The organism is Pseudomonas sp. FP2300 (genome assembly GCF_030687595.1).
GTDB classification, from domain to species: Bacteria; Pseudomonadota; Gammaproteobacteria; order Pseudomonadales; family Pseudomonadaceae; genus Aquipseudomonas; species Aquipseudomonas bijieensis.
Window position 1 is genome coordinate 4,514,189 of sequence record NZ_CP117440.1, and the last position, 22,373, is coordinate 4,536,561.

General features: G+C 57.0%; 19 protein-coding genes and 1 pseudogene. 12 read left to right on the forward strand and 8 right to left on the reverse strand.

Translation table 11 applies throughout. The annotated features are described in order from the left end of the window. Positions 1-137: 137 nt before the first annotated feature. A complete protein-coding gene (locus PSH86_RS19830) occupies positions 138-1,106 on the reverse strand; it encodes a LysR family transcriptional regulator (RefSeq protein ID WP_163857900.1) in 969 nt (322 codons plus the stop codon). Between the two features lie 333 nt (positions 1,107-1,439). Between PSH86_RS19830 and PSH86_RS19835 the strand changes: the two genes are divergently transcribed. The 9 genes and pseudogenes from PSH86_RS19835 to PSH86_RS19875 all read left to right on the forward strand — a co-directional run. Further along, the gene (locus tag PSH86_RS19835; protein ID WP_109755591.1) at positions 1,440-2,600 is read left to right on the forward strand and encodes a glycine betaine/L-proline ABC transporter ATP-binding protein; all 1,161 of its coding nucleotides are present in this window, start codon (positions 1,440-1,442) and stop codon (positions 2,598-2,600) included. Between the two features lie 93 nt (positions 2,601-2,693). Next, positions 2,694-3,647 (forward strand): glycine betaine/L-proline ABC transporter permease ProW, encoded by a 954-nt coding sequence (gene proW / locus PSH86_RS19840; RefSeq protein ID WP_109755592.1) that lies wholly within the window; start codon positions 2,694-2,696, stop codon positions 3,645-3,647. A 57-nt stretch (positions 3,648-3,704) separates the two neighbouring features. Further along, positions 3,705-4,733 (forward strand): glycine betaine/L-proline ABC transporter substrate-binding protein ProX, encoded by a 1,029-nt coding sequence (gene proX, locus PSH86_RS19845; protein WP_163857896.1) that lies wholly within the window; start codon positions 3,705-3,707, stop codon positions 4,731-4,733. A 246-nt stretch (positions 4,734-4,979) separates the two neighbouring features. Continuing rightward, a complete protein-coding gene (locus tag PSH86_RS19850) occupies positions 4,980-6,299 on the forward strand; it encodes an FAD-binding oxidoreductase (protein ID WP_232199715.1) in 1,320 nt (439 codons plus the stop codon). 142 nt (positions 6,300-6,441) lie between these two features. Further along, positions 6,442-7,344 carry a dihydrodipicolinate synthase family protein gene (locus tag PSH86_RS19855; RefSeq protein WP_109755595.1) on the forward strand — a complete coding sequence of 301 codons (903 nt, stop codon included), beginning with the start codon at positions 6,442-6,444 and terminating at the stop codon, positions 7,342-7,344. Position 7,345: 1 nt separating this feature from the next. Beyond that, positions 7,346-8,836 carry an aldehyde dehydrogenase gene (locus PSH86_RS19860; protein WP_305484468.1) on the forward strand — a complete coding sequence of 497 codons (1,491 nt, stop codon included), beginning with the start codon at positions 7,346-7,348 and terminating at the stop codon, positions 8,834-8,836. Positions 8,837-8,979: 143 nt separating this feature from the next. Next, complete coding sequence (gene dddP, locus PSH86_RS19865) at positions 8,980-10,326, forward strand: dimethylsulfonioproprionate lyase DddP (RefSeq protein ID WP_305484470.1); 1,347 nt, start codon at positions 8,980-8,982, stop codon at positions 10,324-10,326. A 10-nt stretch (positions 10,327-10,336) separates the two neighbouring features. Next, positions 10,337-11,293, forward strand: a complete 957-nt coding sequence (locus tag PSH86_RS19870) for a GlxA family transcriptional regulator (RefSeq protein WP_232199712.1) — start codon at positions 10,337-10,339, stop codon at positions 11,291-11,293. Further along, positions 11,290-12,300: pseudogene (locus PSH86_RS19875) on the forward strand (GlxA family transcriptional regulator); the annotation flags it as partial. The gene PSH86_RS19870 and the pseudogene PSH86_RS19875, both read left to right, overlap by 4 nt. An 80-nt stretch (positions 12,301-12,380) precedes the next feature. On the opposite strand, the gene PSH86_RS19880 reads toward PSH86_RS19875, so the two are convergent. From PSH86_RS19880 to PSH86_RS19910, 7 genes are all read right to left on the reverse strand, one after another. Continuing rightward, a complete protein-coding gene (locus PSH86_RS19880) occupies positions 12,381-13,373 on the reverse strand; it encodes an isopenicillin N synthase family oxygenase (protein ID WP_305484472.1) in 993 nt (330 codons plus the stop codon). Between the two features lie 274 nt (positions 13,374-13,647). Further along, positions 13,648-13,896: a ribbon-helix-helix protein, CopG family gene (locus tag PSH86_RS19885; protein WP_109755601.1), complete on the reverse strand. Its 249-nt coding sequence runs from the start codon at positions 13,894-13,896 to the stop codon at positions 13,648-13,650. 51 nt (positions 13,897-13,947) lie between these two features. Then, positions 13,948-14,583, reverse strand: a complete 636-nt coding sequence (locus PSH86_RS19890) for a dimethylsulfonioproprionate lyase family protein (RefSeq protein ID WP_116832880.1) — start codon at positions 14,581-14,583, stop codon at positions 13,948-13,950. Between the two features lie 25 nt (positions 14,584-14,608). Beyond that, positions 14,609-15,607 (reverse strand): Ldh family oxidoreductase, encoded by a 999-nt coding sequence (locus PSH86_RS19895; protein WP_305484476.1) that lies wholly within the window; start codon positions 15,605-15,607, stop codon positions 14,609-14,611. An 88-nt stretch (positions 15,608-15,695) separates the two neighbouring features. Next, a complete protein-coding gene (locus PSH86_RS19900) occupies positions 15,696-16,595 on the reverse strand; it encodes a glycine betaine ABC transporter substrate-binding protein (RefSeq protein ID WP_109755603.1) in 900 nt (299 codons plus the stop codon). Between the two features lie 219 nt (positions 16,596-16,814). Continuing rightward, positions 16,815-17,750 carry an electron transfer flavoprotein subunit alpha/FixB family protein gene (locus PSH86_RS19905; protein WP_305484478.1) on the reverse strand — a complete coding sequence of 312 codons (936 nt, stop codon included), beginning with the start codon at positions 17,748-17,750 and terminating at the stop codon, positions 16,815-16,817. Next, complete coding sequence (locus tag PSH86_RS19910; protein ID WP_305484480.1) at positions 17,750-18,499, reverse strand: electron transfer flavoprotein subunit beta/FixA family protein; 750 nt, start codon at positions 18,497-18,499, stop codon at positions 17,750-17,752. Before PSH86_RS19910 ends, PSH86_RS19905 begins: the two co-directional genes overlap by 1 nt. Positions 18,500-18,713: 214 nt before the next feature. Here PSH86_RS19910 and PSH86_RS19915 point away from each other — a divergent pair, with 214 nt between their 5' ends. The 3 genes from PSH86_RS19915 to PSH86_RS19925 are packed head-to-tail and all read left to right on the forward strand — an operon-like array spanning position 18,714 to position 22,363. Further along, positions 18,714-20,750: an NADH:flavin oxidoreductase gene (locus PSH86_RS19915; protein ID WP_109755606.1), complete on the forward strand. Its 2,037-nt coding sequence runs from the start codon at positions 18,714-18,716 to the stop codon at positions 20,748-20,750. A gap of 60 nt (positions 20,751-20,810) precedes the next feature. After that, the gene (locus PSH86_RS19920; RefSeq protein ID WP_305484482.1) at positions 20,811-21,935 is read left to right on the forward strand and encodes an S-(hydroxymethyl)glutathione dehydrogenase/class III alcohol dehydrogenase; all 1,125 of its coding nucleotides are present in this window, start codon (positions 20,811-20,813) and stop codon (positions 21,933-21,935) included. Between the two features lie 44 nt (positions 21,936-21,979). Then, positions 21,980-22,363: a VOC family protein gene (locus PSH86_RS19925; protein WP_109755608.1), complete on the forward strand. Its 384-nt coding sequence runs from the start codon at positions 21,980-21,982 to the stop codon at positions 22,361-22,363. Positions 22,364-22,373 lie beyond the last annotated feature (10 nt).

Genomic DNA, 22,373 nt, shown 5'->3' on the forward strand with positions numbered 1-22,373 from the left:
GGTACGACAGCCTATCCTGTCGGCAAAACTACATTTTCGTCGTTCAACTGATAACTTAGCGTTATGACCCACCGATTCCAGGCAAAGACTTTACTTACAATCGCTGTAGCGACCGAGAAGATTTAAATGAAAAAAACTCATATGCTCCATCTGGAAAACTTAGAAAGAATCCAGTCCCGGACTCGCCGACAGGCATCTTCGTATTCAGTCCTTTCATTGCAGGCTACATAATGAAGACTGTTTCGAAGCGTCACCTGATGCTCGACAGGGCGAACGAGCTGCCCTCTCTCGACCATTGCCCCGACAAGCTGGTTCCAGCCCAGCGCAACGCCTTGATGGGTCAAGACCATGTTCATGATCAGGTTGTAATCATTCGCATGAAAAATAGGCGGACAGTCGGCAGGACGCTCATCAATATCAACGTTCAGAAAAGCCAGCCACACCCCCCAGTCCACATGTTCAGCCACACCCGACCGTCCATAGGGGCTTAGATTAAGTAGCGAAGAATCGCGCACCCCTTCAAGCGAGTTCAGTTCGGGATGTGCGTCCAAAAACGCTGGAGAGCAAACAGGATAAATAATATCGTGGCACAACTGATAACTCTTATACCCATCCCCCACCTTGCGAATCTTTGAGATGATGATGTCCGGCTCTATGCCAGGTTCCATATTCACAAAGTTCTGAGTGGTAATCAGATTGAATTCAATATCCGGGTTAGTCGCCCGAAACTCTGGAAGATGCTCGGACAGCCATAATGCAGAGAATGCGGGTGAGCAACAAACAGTCAGGATATGCTTCTGCGTCGGAGCGGTACGAATCCTTTCAGCCGCTTGTGCGATATTAACGAACGACAGTTGCGCCGCCTCAAAAAATATCTTTCCCTCGGCGGTTAGTTCTACCGTGCGCCCGGCACGCATGAACAGTTGAGCGCCCAACGAGTCTTCAAGCTCTCGAATCTGCCGACTGATCGCGGCTTGCGATACGCACAGGGCCTCCGCTGCCCGAGTGAAGCTTTCATATTTAGCGGCGGCGACGAATGCCCTGACAGCCCGAAGGGAAGGCATTCTAAGCAGTAATGTATCGGGGTCAACGTGTCTGCTGAGCATGGTAAGCCCTCACACTCCTATCATCCGCGAAAGCGGCGGAGCGTAACTCAATAGCCTAGCCCAGGCCATACAAAAGCGTCGTGGTTGCGCAAAGGCGGTCGTTTTAGCGCGTCTCGATAACGTTAGGTTATCCATAAAGCCCTGTAAATGTTGTTGGATTTAAAATCGGGATACTTATAGATTGAAAAAAAGCCCGACCCCAAGGGCAAACAATAAAAAACAGGTACATGTCATGCGCAGATCTATCTTTTATTACTGCCCGCCTAAATTACCAACGCTCGAGCTCAATTCGATTTCGCGCGCTTGTAGCGTTACACGCAAAGGAGGGACGCGATGACTAGCCCAGACGAAATCATTTCTGTTAAGAACGTTTTTAAGATATTTGGCGCGCAACCTGACACGGCGATGAAAATGCTCGCCGCCGGGGCAAGCAAAAAAGAAGTCTTTGAGAAAACAGGTCAAGTTATTGGTGTTTTTGACGCCAGCTTTGCTGTTAAGCGCGGTGAAATATTTGTGATCATGGGACTCTCAGGTTCTGGGAAGTCCACGATGGTGCGATTGTTCAACCGCCTTATCGAGCCCACTTCAGGCAGTATTTATCTGAATGGTCGAGAAATTACGGGCCTGGCTGATAAAGCCCTTCTTGATGTCCGCCGTAAAGAGATGGGCATGGTGTTCCAGTCCTTTGCCTTGATGCCGCACATGAGCGTTCTGGAAAACACCGCCTTTGGGCTGGAAATTTCCGGCATTGGTGAAAAGGAACGGCATAGCCGCGCCAGGGAAGCCCTCGCCCAAGTCGGTCTTGCTGGACAGGAGCACAGTTATCCGCATCAACTTTCCGGCGGCATGCAGCAACGCGTAGGCCTGGCCCGCGCGCTTGCCAACGACCCGACCATCCTGCTGATGGACGAAGCCTTTTCCGCTCTGGACCCGCTTATCCGCAGCGAGATGCAGGGAGAACTCATTCGCCTGCAAGCCGAGCAAAAGCGAACCATCATCTTCATTTCCCACGACATTGAGGAAGCTGTTCGCATCGGTCACCGCATCGCGATCATGGAGGGGGGCCAGGTGGTACAGATCGGCACACCTCAAGAGTTGATCAGTCAGCCGGCCAATGACTATGTACGCACGTTCTTCAAAGGATTCGATAGTTCCCGGATTCTCAAGGCAGGCGACGTGGCCAGGCTCAATCCGGAATCGGTTCGTAAAGCGAATGGCCAAGCGCCACATTTCAAGGCCGGCCTGCCATTTGGTTACTTGATCGATGAACTTGGACAACTACTCGGGGTGGTCGATATCGATACCAGCGGCGCGGGTGGCAACACGCATTACACCCAGCACAAACAGCAGCCTGTCTTTACCGATACCCCCCTGCACGAAGTACTGGAGATCGCCGCCAACCTGCCCTACCCGGTCCCTGTACTCGACCGTTCGGGCGCTCTCACCGGGACCCTGTCAAAGAGCGAGTTACTGCAAACGCTGAGCCGCCATTAAACAGCCGCGCCCATCTACGCTGGCGCGTCCCTGACCTGAAGTACCTGCGGCCTCCATGACGTCGCAGCGGTGAAGATGAAGAGGTAAGCCCTAATGTCCGAGTTCAGTTTTCTCGACCCGTTTCAAGTCCTCACCCTTCCATTGGGTGACTGGGTGGAAAGCACCCTCAATTTTCTGGTGCACAACTTTCGCGATGTGTTTCGCGCCATCCGCTGGCCGATCGACCAAGTACTTAACGGCGTCGAATACATTCTGCAGAGCATTCCACCCAGCATCGGGATCATCCTGTCTTCATTGCTGGGATGGCAACTAGCCGGTAAACGCATGGCCTTGCTGTGCTTTGTGACGCTCACACTGCTGGGCCTTATCGGTGTCTGGTCCGAGTCGATGACCACCCTGGCGCTCGTACTGACTTCGGTATTCTTTTGCGCCCTGCTAGGTATCCCACTGGGGATTCTCTGCGCCCGCAGTGACAATCTGGAAAAGGTCCTACGGCCCGTACTCGATGCCATGCAGACACTGCCGGCGTTCGTTTATCTAGTGCCTGTCGTCATGCTGTTCGGCATCGGCAACGTGCCGGGCATCCTTGTGACCATTGTCTTCGCCCTTCCCCCTCTGGTGCGCCTGACGAATCTGGGCATTCGCCAGGTACCGGAGGACAAAATAGAAGCCGCCCGCGCTTTTGGCTGCACACCGCGGCAGATGCTGACCCGGGTTCAGTTGCCACTGGCGACCTCAACCATTATGGCTGGACTCAATCAGACCCTGATGCTGTCGCTGTCGATGGTGGTGATCGCTTCGATGATCTCGGTGGGCGGTCTTGGCCAGATGGTCCTGCGCGGCATCGGCCGCCTGGACATGGGCTTGGCCACGGTCGGTGGGACTGGCTTGGTGCTGCTTGCCATCTTCCTTGACCGCTTGACCCAAGCCATGGGCGCGCGCACCGGAGCCGACCCGAGCCTGCGCTGGTATCACACCGGTCCCGTAGGCCTTCTGCTACGCCTGTTCGGCGCAAAACAGCCTGCGGGGCGAAGCAAGACCGCTTGAACCCTCTTATTCGATCTGCCGCACTTGAAGATAAAAACCCAAAAAAGGTACGCGAAGATGTCTGAATTCAAGCTTTCCCGTCGCATTCTCAATTGCGCTACAGCTTTCGCCATTGCGGCTACGTCCCTGTGCGCAAACGCCTCGGCGAACCAACCGGGGGACGGTGTAAAGGTCACCCCCATCTTCCCCTCTATCGCTGAAGAGCGATTCCGTGGCGAAGTAGCCATGGAAGGCCTCCGAGAGCTGGGCTACAAGGTGCAGGAGCCCAAGGAGACCGAGTACGGCGTCATGATGATGGCCTTGGGTAGCGGTGATGCGGACTTTACCGTGCACTTGTGGGACAAGCTGCACGATAAATTCTTCCAGCAGGCCGGGGGCGATAAAACCATGGTCAAGGCGGGCGACATCATGCCCGGCGTGCTCCAAGGTTATTTGATCGACAAGAAGACCGCTGAAGCCCATGGCATCAAGTACCTCACTGACTTGAAGAAACCGGAAATCGCCAAACTGTTCGACACCAACGGCGACGGCAAAGCAGACCTGACGGGCTGCAATCCTGGATGGGGCTGCGAGCTGATCATCGCCCACCACATGAAGGCCTATGACCTGGATAAAACAGTCACCGTCAACCAGGGCTCCTATTTCGCACTGATGGCTGACACCATTACCCGTTACAAGGAAGGGCAACCGATTCTCTACTTCACCTGGGTCCCACAATGGATCGCCACTGTTCTGGTAGAAGACAAGGATGTGGTATGGCTGGAAGTACCGAAAACCGACCTGCCTGACGGCAAGAATGATGTCGACACGATGTACAAGGGCAAGAATCTCGGCTTTGCGGTAGATAAGGTCGAGGCCGTGTTGAATAAAGACTTCGCCGAGAAGAATCCGGCGGCCTTGAAGTTCCTTTCGGTGATGCAAATCACCACGGCTGACGAAAGTGCCCAGAACTTGAAAATGCAACAGGGCGAGAAAAAACCCGCAGATATCCGCCGTCACGCCAAGGAGTGGGTAGCAGCCCATCGGCAGCAATTTGATGCATGGTTGCAAACAGCTCGCGCTGCGGCGACACAAGCTAATAATTAATAGCCGTACCAAGGTGGGGCAAGTCGATGACTGCCCCGTCCTTTAATGGTTTTCCGTTCGATGTAAGCCGATAGATTCGATACCCCAAGCAATGCAAACGCACTTCGATACCGCCTGATCACATCGTTAATTGAAACTGCAAAGACTTAACATTTACGTCCGTTGGATTCTCAGCACACGTGAAATGACCAAGCACCCTTTTTTGCATGACTGACGTCGGATCGGTTGAATGAACAGGATCTTGAAATGTTAAAAGTATCTTCGTTACCTGCCGATGATCCATCTTGCGGGTGGTACCACTTGAGCAAGGGGCGCCAGATCAAGCCCGCCCATCAAGGCCATAGCAGCGCACGCTGGGTGATTGTCGGTGCTGGCTTTACAGGGCTTGCCGCCGCCCGTCAGCTAGCGGCTCATTTCCCCGACGATTCCATCCTGTTGATCGACGCTCAGGAAGTGGGCTTTGGCACTTCCGGTCGCAATGCCGGATTCGCTATCGATTTGCCGCATGACATCGCCGCGGAGGATTACATAGGCGATATCGCCACGGCGAAAACCACACTGAAACTTAATCTGAGTGGCCTGGGTTATTTAAAAGAGTTGGTTGAACGCCACAACATCGATTGCCAAATGAAGCATTGCGGCAAATATCAGGCAGCCGTTGAACCAAGAGGCATCGCCGTCCTGGAGGCCTACCGTCGCGGACTCGATAAACTGGATCAGCCCTACCAGATGATCGAGGCTGGTGAACTGCCCGAACATATCGGCACGCATTTCTACCGCAAGGCGTTATTTACACCAGGGACTTCCTTGCTTCAGCCTTCGGCGCTGGTCAAAGGTTTGGCCGACAGCCTCCCCAATAATGTGACGCTGTATGAAAACACCGCGATCACTCATGTGGAGTACGGCACGAAGGCGGTGCTCAAGCACGCCGCGGGTTCAATCACCGCCGACAAACTGATCCTGACCAATAATGCCTTTGGCATGAGTTTCGGCTTCCTGAAAGGGCGAATGCTACCGGTGTTCACCTATGCCAGCCTGACCCGCCCCATGACCGAACAAGAGCAGGCTCGCCTCGGCGGCCGGCCTTATTGGGGTGTCATTCCTGCGGATCCATTCGGTACCACGGTACGTCGTACACCGGACAACCGTCTTTTGATCCGTAACAGTTTCAGCTTTAACCCCGACGGCCGCAGCGATTCAAAATATCTGAAACGCTTTGTCGCCAGGCATCAGGCATCTTTCGAGCAACGCTTTCCCATGTTGCCTGAGATGACGTTCGAATATACCTGGGGAGGCGCACTGGCTCTTTCACGTAACCATATGGGTTATTTCGGCGAGCTGTCGCCCAATGTCTATGGGGCACTGTGCTGCAATGGGCTAGGTGTTACCCGCGGCACCGCCACCGGCAAACTCTTGGCGGATTGGCTGGCTGGGGAACACTCTGAACTCATCGATTTCGTCTTGAAATCACCAGGCCCATCTCCTAACCCACCCGCCCCACTGGTTTCAGCAGGCGTCAATATAAGTTTGCGCTGGGGGCAGTACCGAGCCGGTAAAGAAAGTTGACCCGCCCCGACAAACTTGAAGAAGTTGAAGACCACTTGCTCGATCTTCAGCACGTGGTCTCCCTTGGTTGAAAAACTGGCTGCGCTGACTCTATCGAGCCAGCGCCGCTTGATAGGCAGTGACATTAACTGGAGCGAGATTAATGAAATTTGAAGGCATTTACACACCGGCCGTTACTCCACTGACCTCTGACGGCAGTATCGATAAGACAGCCTTCGCCGAAGTCCTGGAGTATCTGGTCGACTCCAAGGTGCACGGCATCATTATCGGTGGCTCAACCGGCGAATATTATGCCCACACCGCTCAGGAGCGTTTCGACCTGGCCGCCCAGGCCAAGGACGTGCTGCGCGGTCGTCTACCGCTGATCGTGGGTACCGGCGCCATCCGCACTGAAGACTCGGTCGCCTACGCCGAAGCGGCGAAAGCCATCAAGGCCGACGCGCTGTTGGTTGGCTCGCCGCCCTACGCACTGCCGACGCAAAAAGAGATCGCACTGCATGTCAAGGCGGTGGACCGCGCCGCCGCTCTCCCCATCATGCTTTACAACTATCCAGGTCGGATGAGCGTGAGCATGGGCGAGGAATTCTTTGACGAAGTCCGCGATGTGAAAAACATCGTTGCCATCAAGGAAAGCTCCGGCGACATGGCTCAGATGCACCGTTTGGCCTGCAAATACCCGCACATCGCCCTGTCTTGCGGCTGGGACGATCAAGCCCTGGAATTTTTCGCATGGGGCGCCCGCAGTTGGGTGTGTGCCGGTTCCAACTTCATCCCCCGCGAGCACGTCGCGCTGTACGAGGCCTGTGTTGTCGAAAAAAACTTCGACAAAGGCCGCCGCATCATGACGGCGATGATGCCGCTGATGGACTTTCTGGAAGGCGGAAAGTTTGTCCAGTCCATCAAGTACGGGTGTGAACTGAACGGCTTGCGCACCGGTGGCCTGCGCGCCCCTCTGCACGGCCTGGACCCTGATGAAAAGCAGGCGCTGCAAGGCGTCATCACCGAGCTCAAGCGCAACATTGCGCAGATCACTGGAGGTGCCTGAAATGGCTGATCTACTGACCAAAGAACAGTACGCGGCCATCGCCGCCCAGTTGAAGTTTCCTACCCAGGCGTTCATCAACGGCGAGTTCCGCGATGCCCTCTCTGGAAAAACCTTCATCACGACGAACCCTGCCACGGGTGAAACGCTTGCCGAGATAGCGGCGTGCGATACCCGTGACGTCGACGTTGCCGTGGCTGCCGCCAAGCAAGCGTTCGAGGATGGTCGCTGGCATAAGCTGTCACCCGGCGCACGCAAACAGGTACTCCTGCGTTTCGCCCAATTGCTGGAAGACAACGCCCACGAACTCGCCGTGCTGGAAAGCCTGGACAGTGGCAAGCCTGTCAGCGAATGCCAGAACGTCGATGTGCCCGACACGATCCATACCCTGCGCTGGCATGCGGAGTTGATCGACAAGATGTACGACAGCACCGCGCCGACCGGCCACGGTGCGGTAACCATGGTGGTACGCGAAGCGATCGGCGTCGTCGGACTGGTTCTGCCTTGGAACTTCCCATTGTTGATGCTGGCCTGGAAGATTGGTCCCTCCTTGGCCGCTGGCTGTTCCATCGTGGTCAAACCGGCCAAGGAAACCACCCTGACCGCGCTGCGCGTTGCCGAACTGGCACATCAGGCCGGTATTCCGGCAGGCGTATTCAATATTACCCCTGGCGGTGGCCGGGAAGCGGGTGAGGCAATCGGCCGGCACATGGATGTGGCGATGGTCAGCTTCACCGGTTCTACCGACACGGGCCGGTTGTTTCTCAAGTACGCGTCCGAGTCGAACCTCAAGCGCGTGGTGCTGGAACTGGGCGGTAAAAACCCCGCCGTGGTGATGAATGACTGCGAAGACCTTGATCAGGTTGCCCAGTATGTGACGGCCGGCGCTTTCTGGAACATGGGCGAGAACTGCTCGGCGTCCTCACGGCTGATCGTCCATAAAGACGTCAAGGATGAGCTGCTGCAACTGATCAGCAAGCATCTGCGCGATTGGAAAATGGGTGACCCACTGGATCCTGAAAATCGCCTCGGTGCGATGATCAGCAAAACGCATTTCGAAAAGGTGCGTTCTTATCTGGACTATGCCGCCGAGCAGAAACTCAATGTGATGCAAGGTGGAGAGACCGAGTCCGGCGTGTTCGTACAGCCGACGATCATCGACGGAGTCGAACGTGATAGTCGCCTGTTTATCGAGGAGATCTTCGGGCCGGTACTGAGCGTCACCAGCTTCAGTACCCTCGACGAGGCCATTGAACTGGCCAACGACACGGTCTACGGCCTGGCGGCATCCGCCTATACCGGCAGCCTGCGCAATGCCTTGCGCCTGTCGCGGGAGATTCGTGCGGGCGTGGTCACGGTCAACTGTTTCGGTGAAGGCGACGCCTCCACGCCGTTCGGCGGCTACAAAGAGTCTGGCTTTGGTGGTCGCGACAAATCCGTCTGGGCACACGATCAGTACACCGAGCTGAAAACCATCTGGATCGATGCTTCGTAACCTGATCGAACACGTGCTGTATTGACAGCGTTCAGTACACCGATCACCGCTCCACGCAAGCGGTGATCGGGTTATCAAGTCCCCCGGCTCGATAGTCGCTTGGTCGCGCAGAGCCTTTCAGCAGATTGAAACTGGACGCCACCATGACAACCTCACCTTTTTCGATTCCAGCCAATGCTCGGCGCATCGACCCGACCAGGCAGCGTGCAACTGCATTAAAAAAAGATGGCTCGGTCAATGACAACGACCGTGTCGAAATAGGCCCCACTCTCCTGGCTTTTGCGGAGTGGGAGCGTTTGGGCCTGGAGCCGCCCCATTTGCCCACCCTGCGTACGTACCGATTGCAACGACTCGTGGATCAGTTGGTCGCCCGTGACCTGGGCGGCATTCTGTTATTCGATCCACTGAATATCCGCTACGCGACCGATACCACCAACATGCAATTATGGACGACCCATAACCCCGCACGGGCATGCTTCGTCGCCGCCAGTGGGCATGTTGTTCTGTGGGACTTCCATGGCTGCGATCACCTTTCTGCTCACTTGCCGCTGGTGACGGAATTACGCAGCGGCGCGTCTTTTTTCTTTTTCGAGACCGGCGAGCATACGGATCGACACGCCAGGCATTTCGCCGCGCAAATCGACGAGTTGCTGCGCCTACACGCCGGCGCCAACCGCCGGCTGGCGGTGGATCGAATCGAAGTCGCTGGTGTGCGCGCATTGGATGCCTTGGCTATCGAAATGCACAGCGGCCAGGAAGTGACCGAATTCGCCCGCATGATCAAGGGCCCTGACGAGATCAAGGCAATGCGCTGTGCGGTGGCCTCGTGCGAAGCCTCAGTGACTGAAATGCACCAGGCAATGCGCGCCGGCGTGACCGAAAATGATGTCTGGGCTGCACTGCATGCCGGCAACATCCGCCGCGGCGGCGAATGGATCGAGACGCGAATCCTCAGTTCCGGTCCTCGCACCAACCCCTGGTTCCAGGAGTCTGGACCACGGGTGTTGAGCGACGGCGACCTGTTGTCGTTCGACACGGATCTGATCGGCACCTACGGCATGTGCGTGGACATGTCCCGCAGCTGGATTTGCGGGGGGCTGGAACCTACGGCCGAACAGAAGCGCCTGTATCGAATTGCCCATGACCATATCACCCATAACAGCGAGCTGGTCAAGCCAGGCGTGCGCTTCACGGAACTCACCGCCAAGGCGCATCGACTGCCAGAGTCCTACCGCGCCCAGCGGTACGGCGTGCTGTTTCATGGTGTGGGCCTGTGCGACGAGTACCCCAGTATCCGCTACCCGGAGGACCTGGAATCCTACGGATACGAGGGAGAGCTGCAAGCAGGCATGGCCCTGTGTGTCGAAGCGTACGTGGGTGAAGTGGGTGGCCGCGATGGCATCAAGCTGGAGAACCAATTATTGGTCACTGAAACCGGCTATGAGTTGCTGACGCATTACCCCTTCGATAACAGCTTTCTACAGATATGAAGCTTGATTGATGAACCAGTTAATCGAGGGTCATAAAACATCAAGCATAGGTTTTCTCTTGCTTGAGAACTTCTCCCTGACGTGTTTCACGCAATGCCTGGACGTGCTGGTGACCGCAAACCTCATCCAGCCTGGGTCGATAAAAGTGCATACATTCAGTCGCAACGACTCCGAAGTCATGAGCGACCTGGCCATCCCCATCAGACCGGATACCCCCCTGACCGACATCAGAATCGCCGCCCTGGATCTGATGATTGTCTGCGGAGGGTTACGCACGCCTAGAGTCGTGCCTGAGGCGTTGGTGAAGCTATTGAACAAACTCGCCAGCATGCCCATCGCGCTCGGCGGGCTATGGAATGGCGCCTGGTATCTGGGCAAAGCCGGATTGCTGGATGGCTACCGCTGTGCCATTCACGCAGAACAACGGATCGCTTTATCCGAGTTTTCGCCTAACACGAACGTCACGTTGGACGCCGTGGTATTTGATCGAGACCGGCTCACGGCGGCGAGCCCCGCGGGGGCTTTTCAAATGATGATGAAGTGGCTTTATAAAGCGCTTGATCAGAACGTCGCGAACGCAGTTTTTGACCTGTTGGATCACGACCAGTCCAGGTTCCGTACTTCAGTTCAGGTTCAAGATGGCAAGGTCAGCGCCCCGCTACGAGAACTGATCACGTTGATGGAGTGTAACTTGGAGGAGCCGTTAAGCCCGGATCAACTCGCCGAGTGCGTTCAATTATCAAGACGTCAGGTGCAACGTCTTTTCCAGGAGCAATTGGGGGTCCCTCCACAGCGCTACTACTTGGAATTACGACTTAAAGGCGCCCAGCGCCTGATACAGAACTCAAGCCTGACGATCATTGATGTCTCAATCGCCTGCGGCTTTGTTTCAACACCTCACTTCAGTAAATGCTACAGCTCTTTTTTTGGTTATCCACCGTCGAGGGAACGTCGCCACGAACTATGAGAGCTGCACGGGTACGCAACATCCAAAAGGAGCGCAACACAGTGTCCACTTCGCAGCCCCCTGCCCCACGATCCGTCGGATTCCTTCTACTGGATGACTTCACCTTCATCTCCCTGGCATCGGCAATAGAACCCTTGCGCATGGCAAATCAGCTATCCGGCAGAGAGCTATATCGATGGTTCACCCTGGGCAAGAACGCAAAACCGGTGCGTGCCAGTGCCGGCTTGTACATAACGCCCGACGCCAAAATGGAACAGGCCTCGGCGTTGAATACCGTGATCGTGTGTGGCGGGATGAATGTGCAGGACTGCGTGAGCCATGAACATATGCGTTGGTTGCAGCACCAAGCCGACCTGGGCCTGCAACTGGGTGCTATCTGCACAGGAAGCTGGGCCCTGGGCAAGGCCGGCCTGCTGGACAGGCATAAGTGCAGCGTCCATTGGCAATGCCTGGCGCAAATGCGCGAAGCGTTTCCTGGAGCGGACATCACTTCACACCTGTTCTCCGTCGGTACGAATCACCTGACCTCTGCCGGCGGCACGGCACCGATGGACATGATGTTGCACTTGATCAGGCGCGAGCACGGTCGTGAGTTGGCAGCGGCGATCTGCGATATGTTCATGTACGAACGCATGCGCGATGATCAGGATCACCAACGGATACCGCTCAAGCATACACTCGGCGCAAATCAACCCAGGCTACAAGCGGCTATCGTGTTGATGGAGGCCAATCTGGATGTCCCCCTGGAGCTCAACGCGTTGGCATTCAAGGTCGGTATTTCACGTCGACAACTGGAGAGGCTGTTTCATAAGTATCTGGACATCTCGCCGTCGCGCTATTACCTCAAGCTGCGGTTAGTCCGGGCACAACAGTTGTTGAAGCAGACCTCATCACCCGTCCTGAAAATAGGCGCGCTCTGCGGCTTTGGTTCAAGTGCGCACTTCACCAGAAGCTATCGTGGCTATTTCGGTGTGACACCGCGTGATGAACGCGCTTCGTCAAATACCTATGGGTAACCCCAACGCCTCCCGGACAGTCACCATCTCCCTGTAGACGGTGACCGGGTTCTGCACCGCGCCTTCATCCGTCAGACGGCTTCGAACGCCTCCTGCAGGTGGGTGTAGCTGGCGACAAAGCGACTGTATTTGTGTTGGCCGCAGGTGTGGGGCGCATATTTGGCCGGGTTGCTGACGCTGATGCACGTCGCCACGGTCTCGATCGTCGCGTCGAAGTCCAAGTCAATGAAGAATGGAATGGAATACCGTTCAACACCGCTGGTATTGATGACGCGGTGCATAGTCGAGGTATAGCGATCATTCGTCAGGGTTTGCACCAGGTCACCGATGTTGACGATGAACGTATCTTCCACCGGTGGCGCGCTGACCCATTCACCCGCGCGATTGCGGACTTGCAAGCCACCAACCTTGTCCTGGAAAAGGATCGTCAGGAAACCATAGTCCGTGTGCGCTCCGATCCCGATTTCCTTTTGTGAAATCTCGCCACTCTGCGAGGGGTAGTGCAACAAGCGCTGGATGGTGATCGGTTTGCGTTGCAGTTTTTCAAAGTAGTTCGCTGGCAGATCCAGGCTCAGCGCAATGGCGCTGATGAGCTTACGGGCCAGCTCAAGCATCGCTTTATGGTAGGCGTCACAGACACCCGAAAATTTCGGAAGCTCGGTCGGCATCAGGTTTGCCCCGAAAAAAGGAGACACTTGCTCATCGTGCGCGCCGTAGTCGAAGCACTCCTTGAAATCACGGGTATTTTCCGGATCGACGTTTTCCGCGTACATGGGTATGTAACCGCGCAGCGTGGGACCTGAATTGACCACGTTCAGTTTATTCTTTTGATTAAACGGCATGGCGAAGAAGTTTTTCGTTTGCGCATACATCGCGTCGATCAAGGCGCGAGATACTCCATGATTCCTAATATAGAAAAAACCAACTTTCTCGCACGTCTCGCCAATCTGGCGAGCAACTGTCAGCGGGTCGCTCCCATCGAGTAAGGGTGCGATATCGATAAAAGGTATTTCTTCGAATGCGGTCTGTTTGCTAGCCAGCCGGGTATCGGTCATCTGAATCATCGGTCGATCCTCAACGAAAACGCCGTTCTTTTAATTATCCTGAAGCACGCTGTAGCTTTTGGAATCAAGCGTGTTCATCCTGATCCCGTTTGCTGAAGTCATTGTTCAGGACTGAACGGACACGAACAAACCATTTTTCATTCAATACTCATGAGAAAATATCAATCATATGAACAAGCCCCTGCCTATATATTTCGACGTTATAGGCAGGGCATTTAATAGTTTGTTCAAGTCAGGCTTTGTCAATTATCTTCCGATCTGATCCATCATCAAGTCAATTCAAGTCATCAATACTGCAGTCCTTGCAAAGCCGTCGTGCGATGCTGTGGCGCCTAGCATCTTTCTCCAGAAGTTCGGTCGCTACAAGTTCTTCAATGCCGGCTCCGGCTTCAATTTTTTCAATAAAGTTCAGAATTGCCTTTTTCATGAACCAATGGGAGGTACGGTCCAACCTGGCCGCCGCGGACTTCAGCCTGGCCTGCGTGTCTTCGTCCAACTTGATACCTTGCGTGGTAACCGCCATGTCTCATCCTCTCAATCACTACCCGAGTTCATCTACTCTTATAACGAGGCACTAATGCATCAGGCCCCACAGTGCCAGAAGTGGAACATCCATCGATTTCATTGCATGGACGCATGACGGGGAGTTGAAGACTAGACCGCCTGGTCCAGGGCTCCACCAACCCACGTCCTCCCGGTACCAGTCGCCCGGCGAAAGAACCAGGTAGAACTCGGCAGGCGGGTGTTGGTGATAGGGGTAGCAGGTCTCGGGCATCAGGAGCGCCAACCCCAGGGTCAAGGTGGAACATTCGAATAGCCCTCCGGGACCGGCGATCATTCCGTGACGATGCCGCTCCACGAAAGCGCTGTCCTGGTCAGCCCGGGCTTGACGGTTTATCCAGGTGACATGGGGCAAGAGCGTGCCGAGCGCAACCAGTATCGCTACCAGGCCGTCATCGGTCCGCGGCGCAGCGTCCAGTGCCGCGGATAAATGGCCCTGCAAAAAAACGGGTAGCGCATTTGAAGTTTGCGCAGTCTTGCTGATAGTCCATTGGGCGGTATTCAGAGACGCGGTATGTGCTGGCGCCTCATCGCAAGCGCTGCCCGACAGGACGTTCTGAAGCGAGCGCCTGAGCAGGTCCCCGTTGCGGATGATGTCCTGAGCCCACGCTGGATCTTCAGTGCTGTTTATCATCGTTTTCGATCCCATTTATCGAGCAATGTGTCGAACTGGCTTACAGGTGACTCAGCTGTTCCAGCAGGTCAACGGGAACACTGATCCCATCATTCTGCGCATTGACCGTTGCGTGTTGCCGTTCCCACCCCGGCCTGTGGACGTCCATCTGCGTCAGGCGGGTCAGTTGACTTGAAAGACGCTGCTCAAATCCCGTTGAGAAGAACGCCGGCGCCAGGAGCAGGATCAACAGGCCACAGCCAGGCGTCTGGGTCCCCTGGTTGAACGCCGGCGAATCCAACGACCAATTGGCCCCCGTGAGCCCCGCAGCCAGGACCTCGACCATCAGCATCAGATTGGCCCCGCGATGACCACCAAAAGGCAGCAGCGCACCGCTCAACGCCGCCAGTGCATCACGTGTTCCGTTGCCATCGCGATCCACCGCCCACCCCTCAGGAATATCGCTACCCGTCGAGGCGGCGTGGGCGATGTTCACGAATGCGGCGGCACTGCTCGCCTGGTCGAACAACAAGGGAATGCCATCGGCTGAAGGCGCTGCAAACGAGAGCGGATTGGTCGAGTAGGTCTTGCCCTTGGCGCCAGGAACCGCAACCAGCGCCGGCCCGTTTGCGACCGCCAATGCAATCAGCCCGGCCTGGGCAAACCGCAACGTGTAGTCACCCAGTTCACCGCTGGTGAAACTGTTGCACTGGCTCAGCGCGGCCACGCCATTGGCGTGCGCGGCATGGCATAACGAATCGAAGCAGCGATCCACGCCAAGCTGGGCAATTCCGCCACGGGCATCAGACTTGAGAATAATCGCACCGGCGCAGGAGATTCGCGGCTCGGCACGTGGATTGATTCGCCCCGATGAAAAACCCGGCAAGTAATCGACGAGATGGCGAAACCCCACGGCCTGGTTACCCCGCGCTTGCGCAGCAACGGTGGCGTGGGCCAGTGAGTTGGCAACCGCTGGAGAGCAACCCTTCGATTGGCAGAGATGCTTCACCCAGTCGACCGCATCATCAAGGGTAAAGCGACGATAGGCTGTGGTCTTCAAGGGTATCGCCTGAATGTTCGTTCGATGAGCCCGGTGCCCTTCAGCAAGGGCACCGGACGGCGACACAGCTACTCAGTAGCAATGGTCATTACTGGGACGGCGTCGCGGAGGCGGTCTGGCTGCCAAACATGGCCTCGAAGCGGGGCTTGTTCGCGGCGTAGTACTCTGCAACGACCTTGTCTGCCGAGCTGTCACGGGCGCTGGCCATCAACTTCTCCAGGTCAGCCTTGGGAATCTTGAAGTTGGCGAAGAACCGCGCGACATCGGGATGCTCGGCGCTGAAGCCTTTACGGGCTACGGCGTGAATTTGTTCGGCACCACCGAAAATCTGCTTCGGATCATCCAGGTAGCGCAGCGGCCACTTGGCGAACATCCAGTGCGGGCTCCAGGCGTTGATCAACGACCATTTGTCACGCTTGAGGTTGCGATCCAGCTCGCTCAACATCCCGGACTCCGAAGAGGCGACCATCTTGTAGCCATCGAGCTTGTATTCTTGAATGGCCTTTTCCGTCAGTTTGTATTGGCCATTGCCCACTTCCGACGTCAGGATCTTGCCACCAAGCTTTTCCCGCACTTCAGGCTTGTTAAGGTCTTCGACACTGGCGATCTCGCTAGTGGGAATGGACGTTGGCACGGCCATTCCGATCCGACCTTCATACAGCACACCGAGGTCTTCGAGCTTGTCTTTGTATTTGTCATAGAACGACTTGTGAGTGCTCGGCAGCCAGACCATCGGAATCAGGTCGATATTGCCGTTGGCCAGGGCCTGGAACTGAATACCAATATCGGCGAGCACCAATTTGACCGGTTGCTTCAAATGGTCGCGCAATGCCGTATCTGCCAGCTTTACAGCGATTTCCGTATCCGACCAGTTCACCCATCCAATACGGATAGGCGTGGGTTCCTCGGCGTGAGCCATCAGGCTAGCGACGGCCATCGCCGCGCCTGCAAGCCAGCCGATACAAGTTTTACTGGATAACGTAATCATGGTGCATCTCCGCGTACTGTATTAATAGTTATTGGCAGGGCAGCAGAAGAAAGAACTTCCCTCATAAAAGCAGAGTGCCATTACACCCTCAAGGGATTTTATGTTATGCGTGGATAAGTTTTAGTTATGCGAAAGCCGTTAGATACTCAGGTGGTTCGGCCCTCCTCCGCCATTTTGGCGGAGCTTATATATCTATCCTTGATGGAGTCATCCGCTCACTCACAACGCTTTTTCGAGCGCCGGTAATGCCTCGAACAAATCCGCCACCCACATGTAATCCGCCACTTGGGCAATCGGCGCCTCAGCGTCCTGGTTGATCGCGACGATGACTTTTGAACCACTCATGCCCGCCAAATGTTGAATGGCGCCACTGATACCCGCAGCGATGTATAGCTCTGGCGCGACGATTTTCCCCGTCTGTCCAACCTGCAAGTCGTTAGGGGCAAAACCCGAATCCACCGCTGCACGCGATGCCCCTACGGCACCGCCGAGCTTGTCGGCCACGCGCTCGATCAAGGCGAAATGTTCCTTGGCCTGCATGCCGCGGCCGCCGGAAACGACGACCCGAGCGCTCGACAAATCCGGCCTTTCACTGGCCGTCAGTTGCTCACTGACGAAACGCACGTTGCTTGCGCTTTGCCCGCCCTGGACCGTCACCACTTCGCAACGACGATCATGGGCCAAGGCCCGGGCGAACGCCGAGGCGCGGACGGTGAGCAACTTGATCGGATCGAGGGATTGAACCGTGGCGATGGCATTGCCGGCATAAATGGGTCGCTGGAAAGTGTCTGCCGAGACAATCCGGGTGACGTCGGACAGCATGCCGACATCCAGGCTGGCCGCGACCCGTGGCAGCACATTGCGGCCCATGCTGCTGGCGTCGGCAACGACATGCGTATACCCATCGGCCACCAGTGAAGTGACCAGCGGTTGGACATTCTCGGCCAGGGCATTTTCGAACATCTCGCCCTGGGCGAGCAGCACCCGATCCAGGCCCTGGGTCAGCGCGGCCTGTTGCGCCACTGCGCAGGCGTGCGTCCCGCCCAGCACCAGTAAATCCGTTTCAGCACCCAGGGCCAGGGCGGCGGTCACGGCACTCCACGTACCCGCCGTAAGCTGCCCTGCACAGTGCTCGGCGATTACCAATGTGCGCATCAAATCACCCCCGCGACGTTTTTCAGTTTATCCACCAGTTCGGCCACCGAACCGACGTTGATCCCCGCTTTACGCACCGTCGGCGGGACAACTCCTAATAATCGAGCGTGCTCCTTCACGCTCGCGCCCAAGGTCTCAGCGGCAATGATTTCAAGCGGTTTTTTCTTGGCTTTCATGATGTTCGGCAACGAGGCGTAGCGCGGTTGGTTCAGGCGCAAGTCACAGGTCACCACGGCGGGCATGGCGAGAGCGACCACCTGGCTACCACCGTCGACCTCGCGCTCGACGACCCATTGCCCGTCGACATGATCGACTGCCGAGGCATAAGTGGCCTGGCCGCTGCCGATCAACTGCGCAACCATCTGCCCAACCTGGTTGTTTTCCTGGTCGATCGCCTGTTTGCCGAACAGGATCAGTTGCGGCTTTTCCTGATCGATCACTTTGCTCAGGTACTTGGCGACGTTGAGCGGCTCGAGTACCGCGCCGGTTTCCACCAGCAGTGCGCGATCCGCACCCAACGCCAATGCCGTGCGCAGTTGTTCCTGAGCGGCCGAAGTGCCCACCGAGACCACCACCACCTCGGATGCCAACCCCTTCTCCTTGAGGCGAATCGCCTCCTCCACCGCGATTTCGCAGAACGGATTCAAGGCCATCTTCACGCCATTGAGCTCAACGTCTGAACCGTCGGCTTTCACCCGAACCTTCACATTCGGATCGATGGCGCGCTTTACCGCAACGAGCACTTTCATAGTTCCTCGCATAGCCCCCTTGCACTCTGGATCGATGCGGGATGGCCAGCCGCACGAGCCGGCCCACCCCCTTGTTTCGGCTGGATGTTAATCCTGGTTTTTCCACCGCGCAAGAAAAATGTACACCTGTGTCTCCATCGTTGACACACATGAACATTCAACATACCGTTATGTCAAAACCAAGCCTGATGTTCTGTTCCCGGAGCGCAACACCATGTCCAGCGATCCTCTGCTGCAGCCCTATAAGATCAAACACCTGACCCTCAAAAACCGGATCATGACCACCTCCCATGAGCCCGCGTATCCTGTCGACGGCATGCCGAAGGACCTGTACCGCGCCTATCACGTTGAACGGGCCAAGGCCGGCGTGGCGTTGACCATGACCGCAGGTTCCGCTGCCGTTTCCCGTGACAGCCCGCCGGTGTTCAACAACGTGCTGGCGTACAAGGATGAAGTGGTCAAATGGATGAAGGACCTGACTGACGAATGCCACGAACACGGCGCGGCGGTGATGATCCAACTGACCCACCTGGGGCGGCGCACGCGCTGGGACAAGGCTGACTGGCTCCCGGTCGTATCGCCGTCCCATCGCCGTGAAGCGTCCCACCGGGCCTTCCCGAAAAAGATGGAAGACTGGGACATCGACCGGATCATCAAGGATTACGTGGATGCCGCCGAACGCATGAAGGCCGCCGGCCTTGATGGCTTGGAGTTACAGGCTTACGGGCACCTCATGGATCAGTTCTGGTCGCCGTTGACCAACGACCTCGACGGCCCGTACGGCGGCTCGCTGGAAAACCGCCTGCGCTTCACTTTCGATGTGTTGCGGGGCATCCGCCAGCGTTGTGGCGAAGACTTCCTGCTGGGGGTTCGCTACACCGGCGACGAGGACCTGCCCGGCGGCTTCGGCGCCAAGGACGGCATCCAGATCTCCCACATGCTCAAGGACAGTGGGCTGGTGGACTTCCTCAACGTCGTTCGCGGACACATCGATACCGATGCTGGCCTCACCGACGTGATTCCAATCCAGGGCATGCGCAACTCTCCGCACCTGGATTTTGCCGGCGAGATTCGCTCGGCCACCGGTTTCCCGACGTTCCATGCAGCCAAGATCCCGGACGTGGCCACGGCACGCCACGCCATCGCCTCGGGCAAGGTGGACATGATCGGCATGACCCGGGCGCACATGACCGACCCGCATATCGTGCGCAAGATCATCGAAAAGCGTGAAGAAGAAATCCGCCCCTGCGTCGGCGCCAACTATTGCCTGGACCGCATCTACCAGGGCGGCGCGGCGTATTGCATCCATAACGCCGCCACCGGCCGCGAAACCACCATGCCCCATGAGATTCCCAAGGCGTCGGTCAAGCGCAAGGTCGTGGTGATCGGCACCGGCCCGGCGGGCCTGGAAGCGGCACGGGTGGCCGGGGAACGCGGGCACGACGTCACGGTGTTCGAAGTGGCTGATCAGCCCGGTGGGCAGATCCGCCTGACTGCCCTGAGCGAGCGGCGTCGCGAGATGATCAGCATCATCGATTGGCGCATGGCGCAATGCGAACGGCTGGGGGTGAAGTTCCATTTCAACACCTGGGCCGAAGCCGAGACCGTCATGGCCGAGGAGCCGGACGTGGTCATCGTCGCCACCGGCGGCTTGCCCCACACCGAGGTGCTCAAGCAAGGCAATGAACTGGTGGTGTCGACCTGGGACATCATTTCCGGCGACGTCAAGCCCGGCCAGAACGTGCTGATCTTCGATGACGCCGGCGACCACGCGGCGCTACAAGCGGCCGAGGTCATCGCCAACAGCGGCGCAAAACTGGAGATCGTCACGCCGGACCGCTCGTTTGCGCCGGAGGTGATGGCGATGAACCTGGTGCCTTACATGCGCAGCCTGCAAGACCTGAACGTCACCTTCACGGTCACCTATCGCGTCGACTCCGTAGAGAAGCGCGACGGTCAGTTGGTGGCCAGCTTCGGCAGCGATTATGGCCAGGTGCACAAGCAGCGCGTGGTCGATCAGGTGGTGATCAACCACGGCACCCTGCCCCTGGACGATCTGTACTTCGAACTGCGCCCGCATTCGAGTAACAACGGTGCGGTTGAACAGCACGATCTGATCGCCGGGAAAACCCAAAATATCGTGACCAACCCCGAGGGTCGTTTCCAGCTGTTCCGGATCGGCGACGCGGTGTCGGCACGTAATACCCACGCCGCCATCTACGATGCGCTGCGGCTGGTCAAGGACATCTGAAGTCATGCCCCTGGTCCTGGGATCAGGGGCAATTTTTCATATTCAACACGAGGCTCTTCCATGTCAGCACAGACCTTGAAGTCCAGGGCTGCGGTCGCGTTCGCGCCCAATGAACCACTGCGACTGGTCACTATCGATGTTGCACCGCCCAAGGCCGGCGAGGTGCGAGTTCGCATCATCGCCACCGGCGTTTGCCACACCGACGCCTTCACCCTTTCGGGAAGTGATCCAGAAGGTATTTTCCCCACGGTGCTGGGGCATGAAGGTGGTGGCATTGTCGAGTCCATTGGCAAAGGCGTGACCTCGTTGCAAGTCGGCGACCACGTGATACCGCTCTATACCGCCGAATGCCGTCAGTGCAAATTCTGCCTCTCTGGCAAGACCAACCTCTGCCAGGCCGTCAGGGCTACCCAGGGCAAAGGCCTGATGCCCGATGGCACCTCGCGTTTTTCCTACGAAGGCCAGCCGCTGTTCCACTACATGGGCTGCTCGACCTTTTCCGAGTACACGGTGCTGCCGGAAATTTCCCTGGCGAAGATTTCAAAGGAGGCCCCGCTGGAGCAGGTGTGCCTGCTTGGCTGCGGGGTGACCACGGGGATTGGCGCGGTACTCAACACTGCCAAGGTCGAGTCTGGCGCCAGCGTTGCGGTCTTCGGGCTGGGCGGTATCGGCCTGGCCGCGATCATCGGCGCAAAGATGGCCAACGCCGGACGCATCCTTGCCATCGATATCAACCCGGCCAAGCGCGATGTCGCCCTGTCGTTGGGCGCGACGGACTTCATCAACCCCAAGGATTATGACCGGCCCATCCAGGACGTCATCGTCGAACTCACCGACGGTGGCGTGGATTACTCGTTCGAGTGCGTCGGCAACGTGCAACTGATGCGCGCGGCACTGGAGTGCTGCCACAAGGGTTGGGGCGAGTCGATCATCATCGGCGTCGCCGGTGCCGGCCAGGAAATCAGCACCCGCCCGTTCCAGCTCGTCACCGGTCGCGTATGGCGCGGCAGCGCCTTCGGTGGCGTGAAGGGCCGCACGGAGCTGCCCAGCTACGTCGAGAAGGCTGGCCGCGGGGAGATTCCGCTGGAGACTTTCATCACCCACAACATGCCCCTGGAAGAGATCAACGAAGCTTTCGAGTTGATGCATACAGGGCAAAGCATTCGTACCGTCATTCACTTCTGAGAGTCGGTCGGAAAACCCCATTACCCCACAGAAAGGAAACCAAGATGTCCGTTTTTACCCATGTCACCGTCGGCACCAACAACCTGGCAAAAGCACGTGCGTTTTATGACGCCACCTTGAAAGAGATAGGCCTCAAGCGCGTTGCCGATCTCGACGAAGCCGGCTCCATCTGGGGCGTCGACAAGCCTTCGTTCTTTGTACTCAACCCGGCCAACGGCGGTCCGGCGACCATCGGCAACGGTGTTACCGTGAGTTTCGAAGCACCGAATCGCTCTGCGGTCCTGGCGTTCCATACTGCCGCTTTGGCAAACGGTGGCGTATGCGAAGGCCTGCCAGGCCCTCGTAACTGGGCTGATAACGCCTACGCGGCTTATGCTCGGGATCTGGACGGGAACAAGCTGGCGGTGTATTGCTTCAAGGCTGAATAGCACACGTTGC

Coding starts and splice junctions, on each gene's coding strand:
- PSH86_RS19830 (WP_163857900.1), bottom strand. CDS start 1,106: ATGCTCAGCAGACACGTTGACCCCGATACATTACTGCTTAGAATGCCT.
- PSH86_RS19835 (WP_109755591.1), top strand. CDS start 1,440: ATGACTAGCCCAGACGAAATCATTTCTGTTAAGAACGTTTTTAAGATA.
- proW (WP_109755592.1), top strand. CDS start 2,694: ATGTCCGAGTTCAGTTTTCTCGACCCGTTTCAAGTCCTCACCCTTCCA.
- proX (WP_163857896.1), top strand. CDS start 3,705: ATGTCTGAATTCAAGCTTTCCCGTCGCATTCTCAATTGCGCTACAGCT.
- PSH86_RS19850 (WP_232199715.1), top strand. CDS start 4,980: ATGTTAAAAGTATCTTCGTTACCTGCCGATGATCCATCTTGCGGGTGG.
- PSH86_RS19855 (WP_109755595.1), top strand. CDS start 6,442: ATGAAATTTGAAGGCATTTACACACCGGCCGTTACTCCACTGACCTCT.
- PSH86_RS19860 (WP_305484468.1), top strand. CDS start 7,346: ATGGCTGATCTACTGACCAAAGAACAGTACGCGGCCATCGCCGCCCAG.
- dddP (WP_305484470.1), top strand. CDS start 8,980: ATGACAACCTCACCTTTTTCGATTCCAGCCAATGCTCGGCGCATCGAC.
- PSH86_RS19870 (WP_232199712.1), top strand. CDS start 10,337: ATGAACCAGTTAATCGAGGGTCATAAAACATCAAGCATAGGTTTTCTC.
- PSH86_RS19880 (WP_305484472.1), bottom strand. CDS start 13,373: ATGATTCAGATGACCGATACCCGGCTGGCTAGCAAACAGACCGCATTC.
- PSH86_RS19885 (WP_109755601.1), bottom strand. CDS start 13,896: ATGGCGGTTACCACGCAAGGTATCAAGTTGGACGAAGACACGCAGGCC.
- PSH86_RS19890 (WP_116832880.1), bottom strand. CDS start 14,583: ATGGGATCGAAAACGATGATAAACAGCACTGAAGATCCAGCGTGGGCT.
- PSH86_RS19900 (WP_109755603.1), bottom strand. CDS start 16,595: ATGATTACGTTATCCAGTAAAACTTGTATCGGCTGGCTTGCAGGCGCG.
- PSH86_RS19905 (WP_305484478.1), bottom strand. CDS start 17,750: ATGCGCACATTGGTAATCGCCGAGCACTGTGCAGGGCAGCTTACGGCG.
- PSH86_RS19910 (WP_305484480.1), bottom strand. CDS start 18,499: ATGAAAGTGCTCGTTGCGGTAAAGCGCGCCATCGATCCGAATGTGAAG.
- PSH86_RS19915 (WP_109755606.1), top strand. CDS start 18,714: ATGTCCAGCGATCCTCTGCTGCAGCCCTATAAGATCAAACACCTGACC.
- PSH86_RS19920 (WP_305484482.1), top strand. CDS start 20,811: ATGTCAGCACAGACCTTGAAGTCCAGGGCTGCGGTCGCGTTCGCGCCC.
- PSH86_RS19925 (WP_109755608.1), top strand. CDS start 21,980: ATGTCCGTTTTTACCCATGTCACCGTCGGCACCAACAACCTGGCAAAA.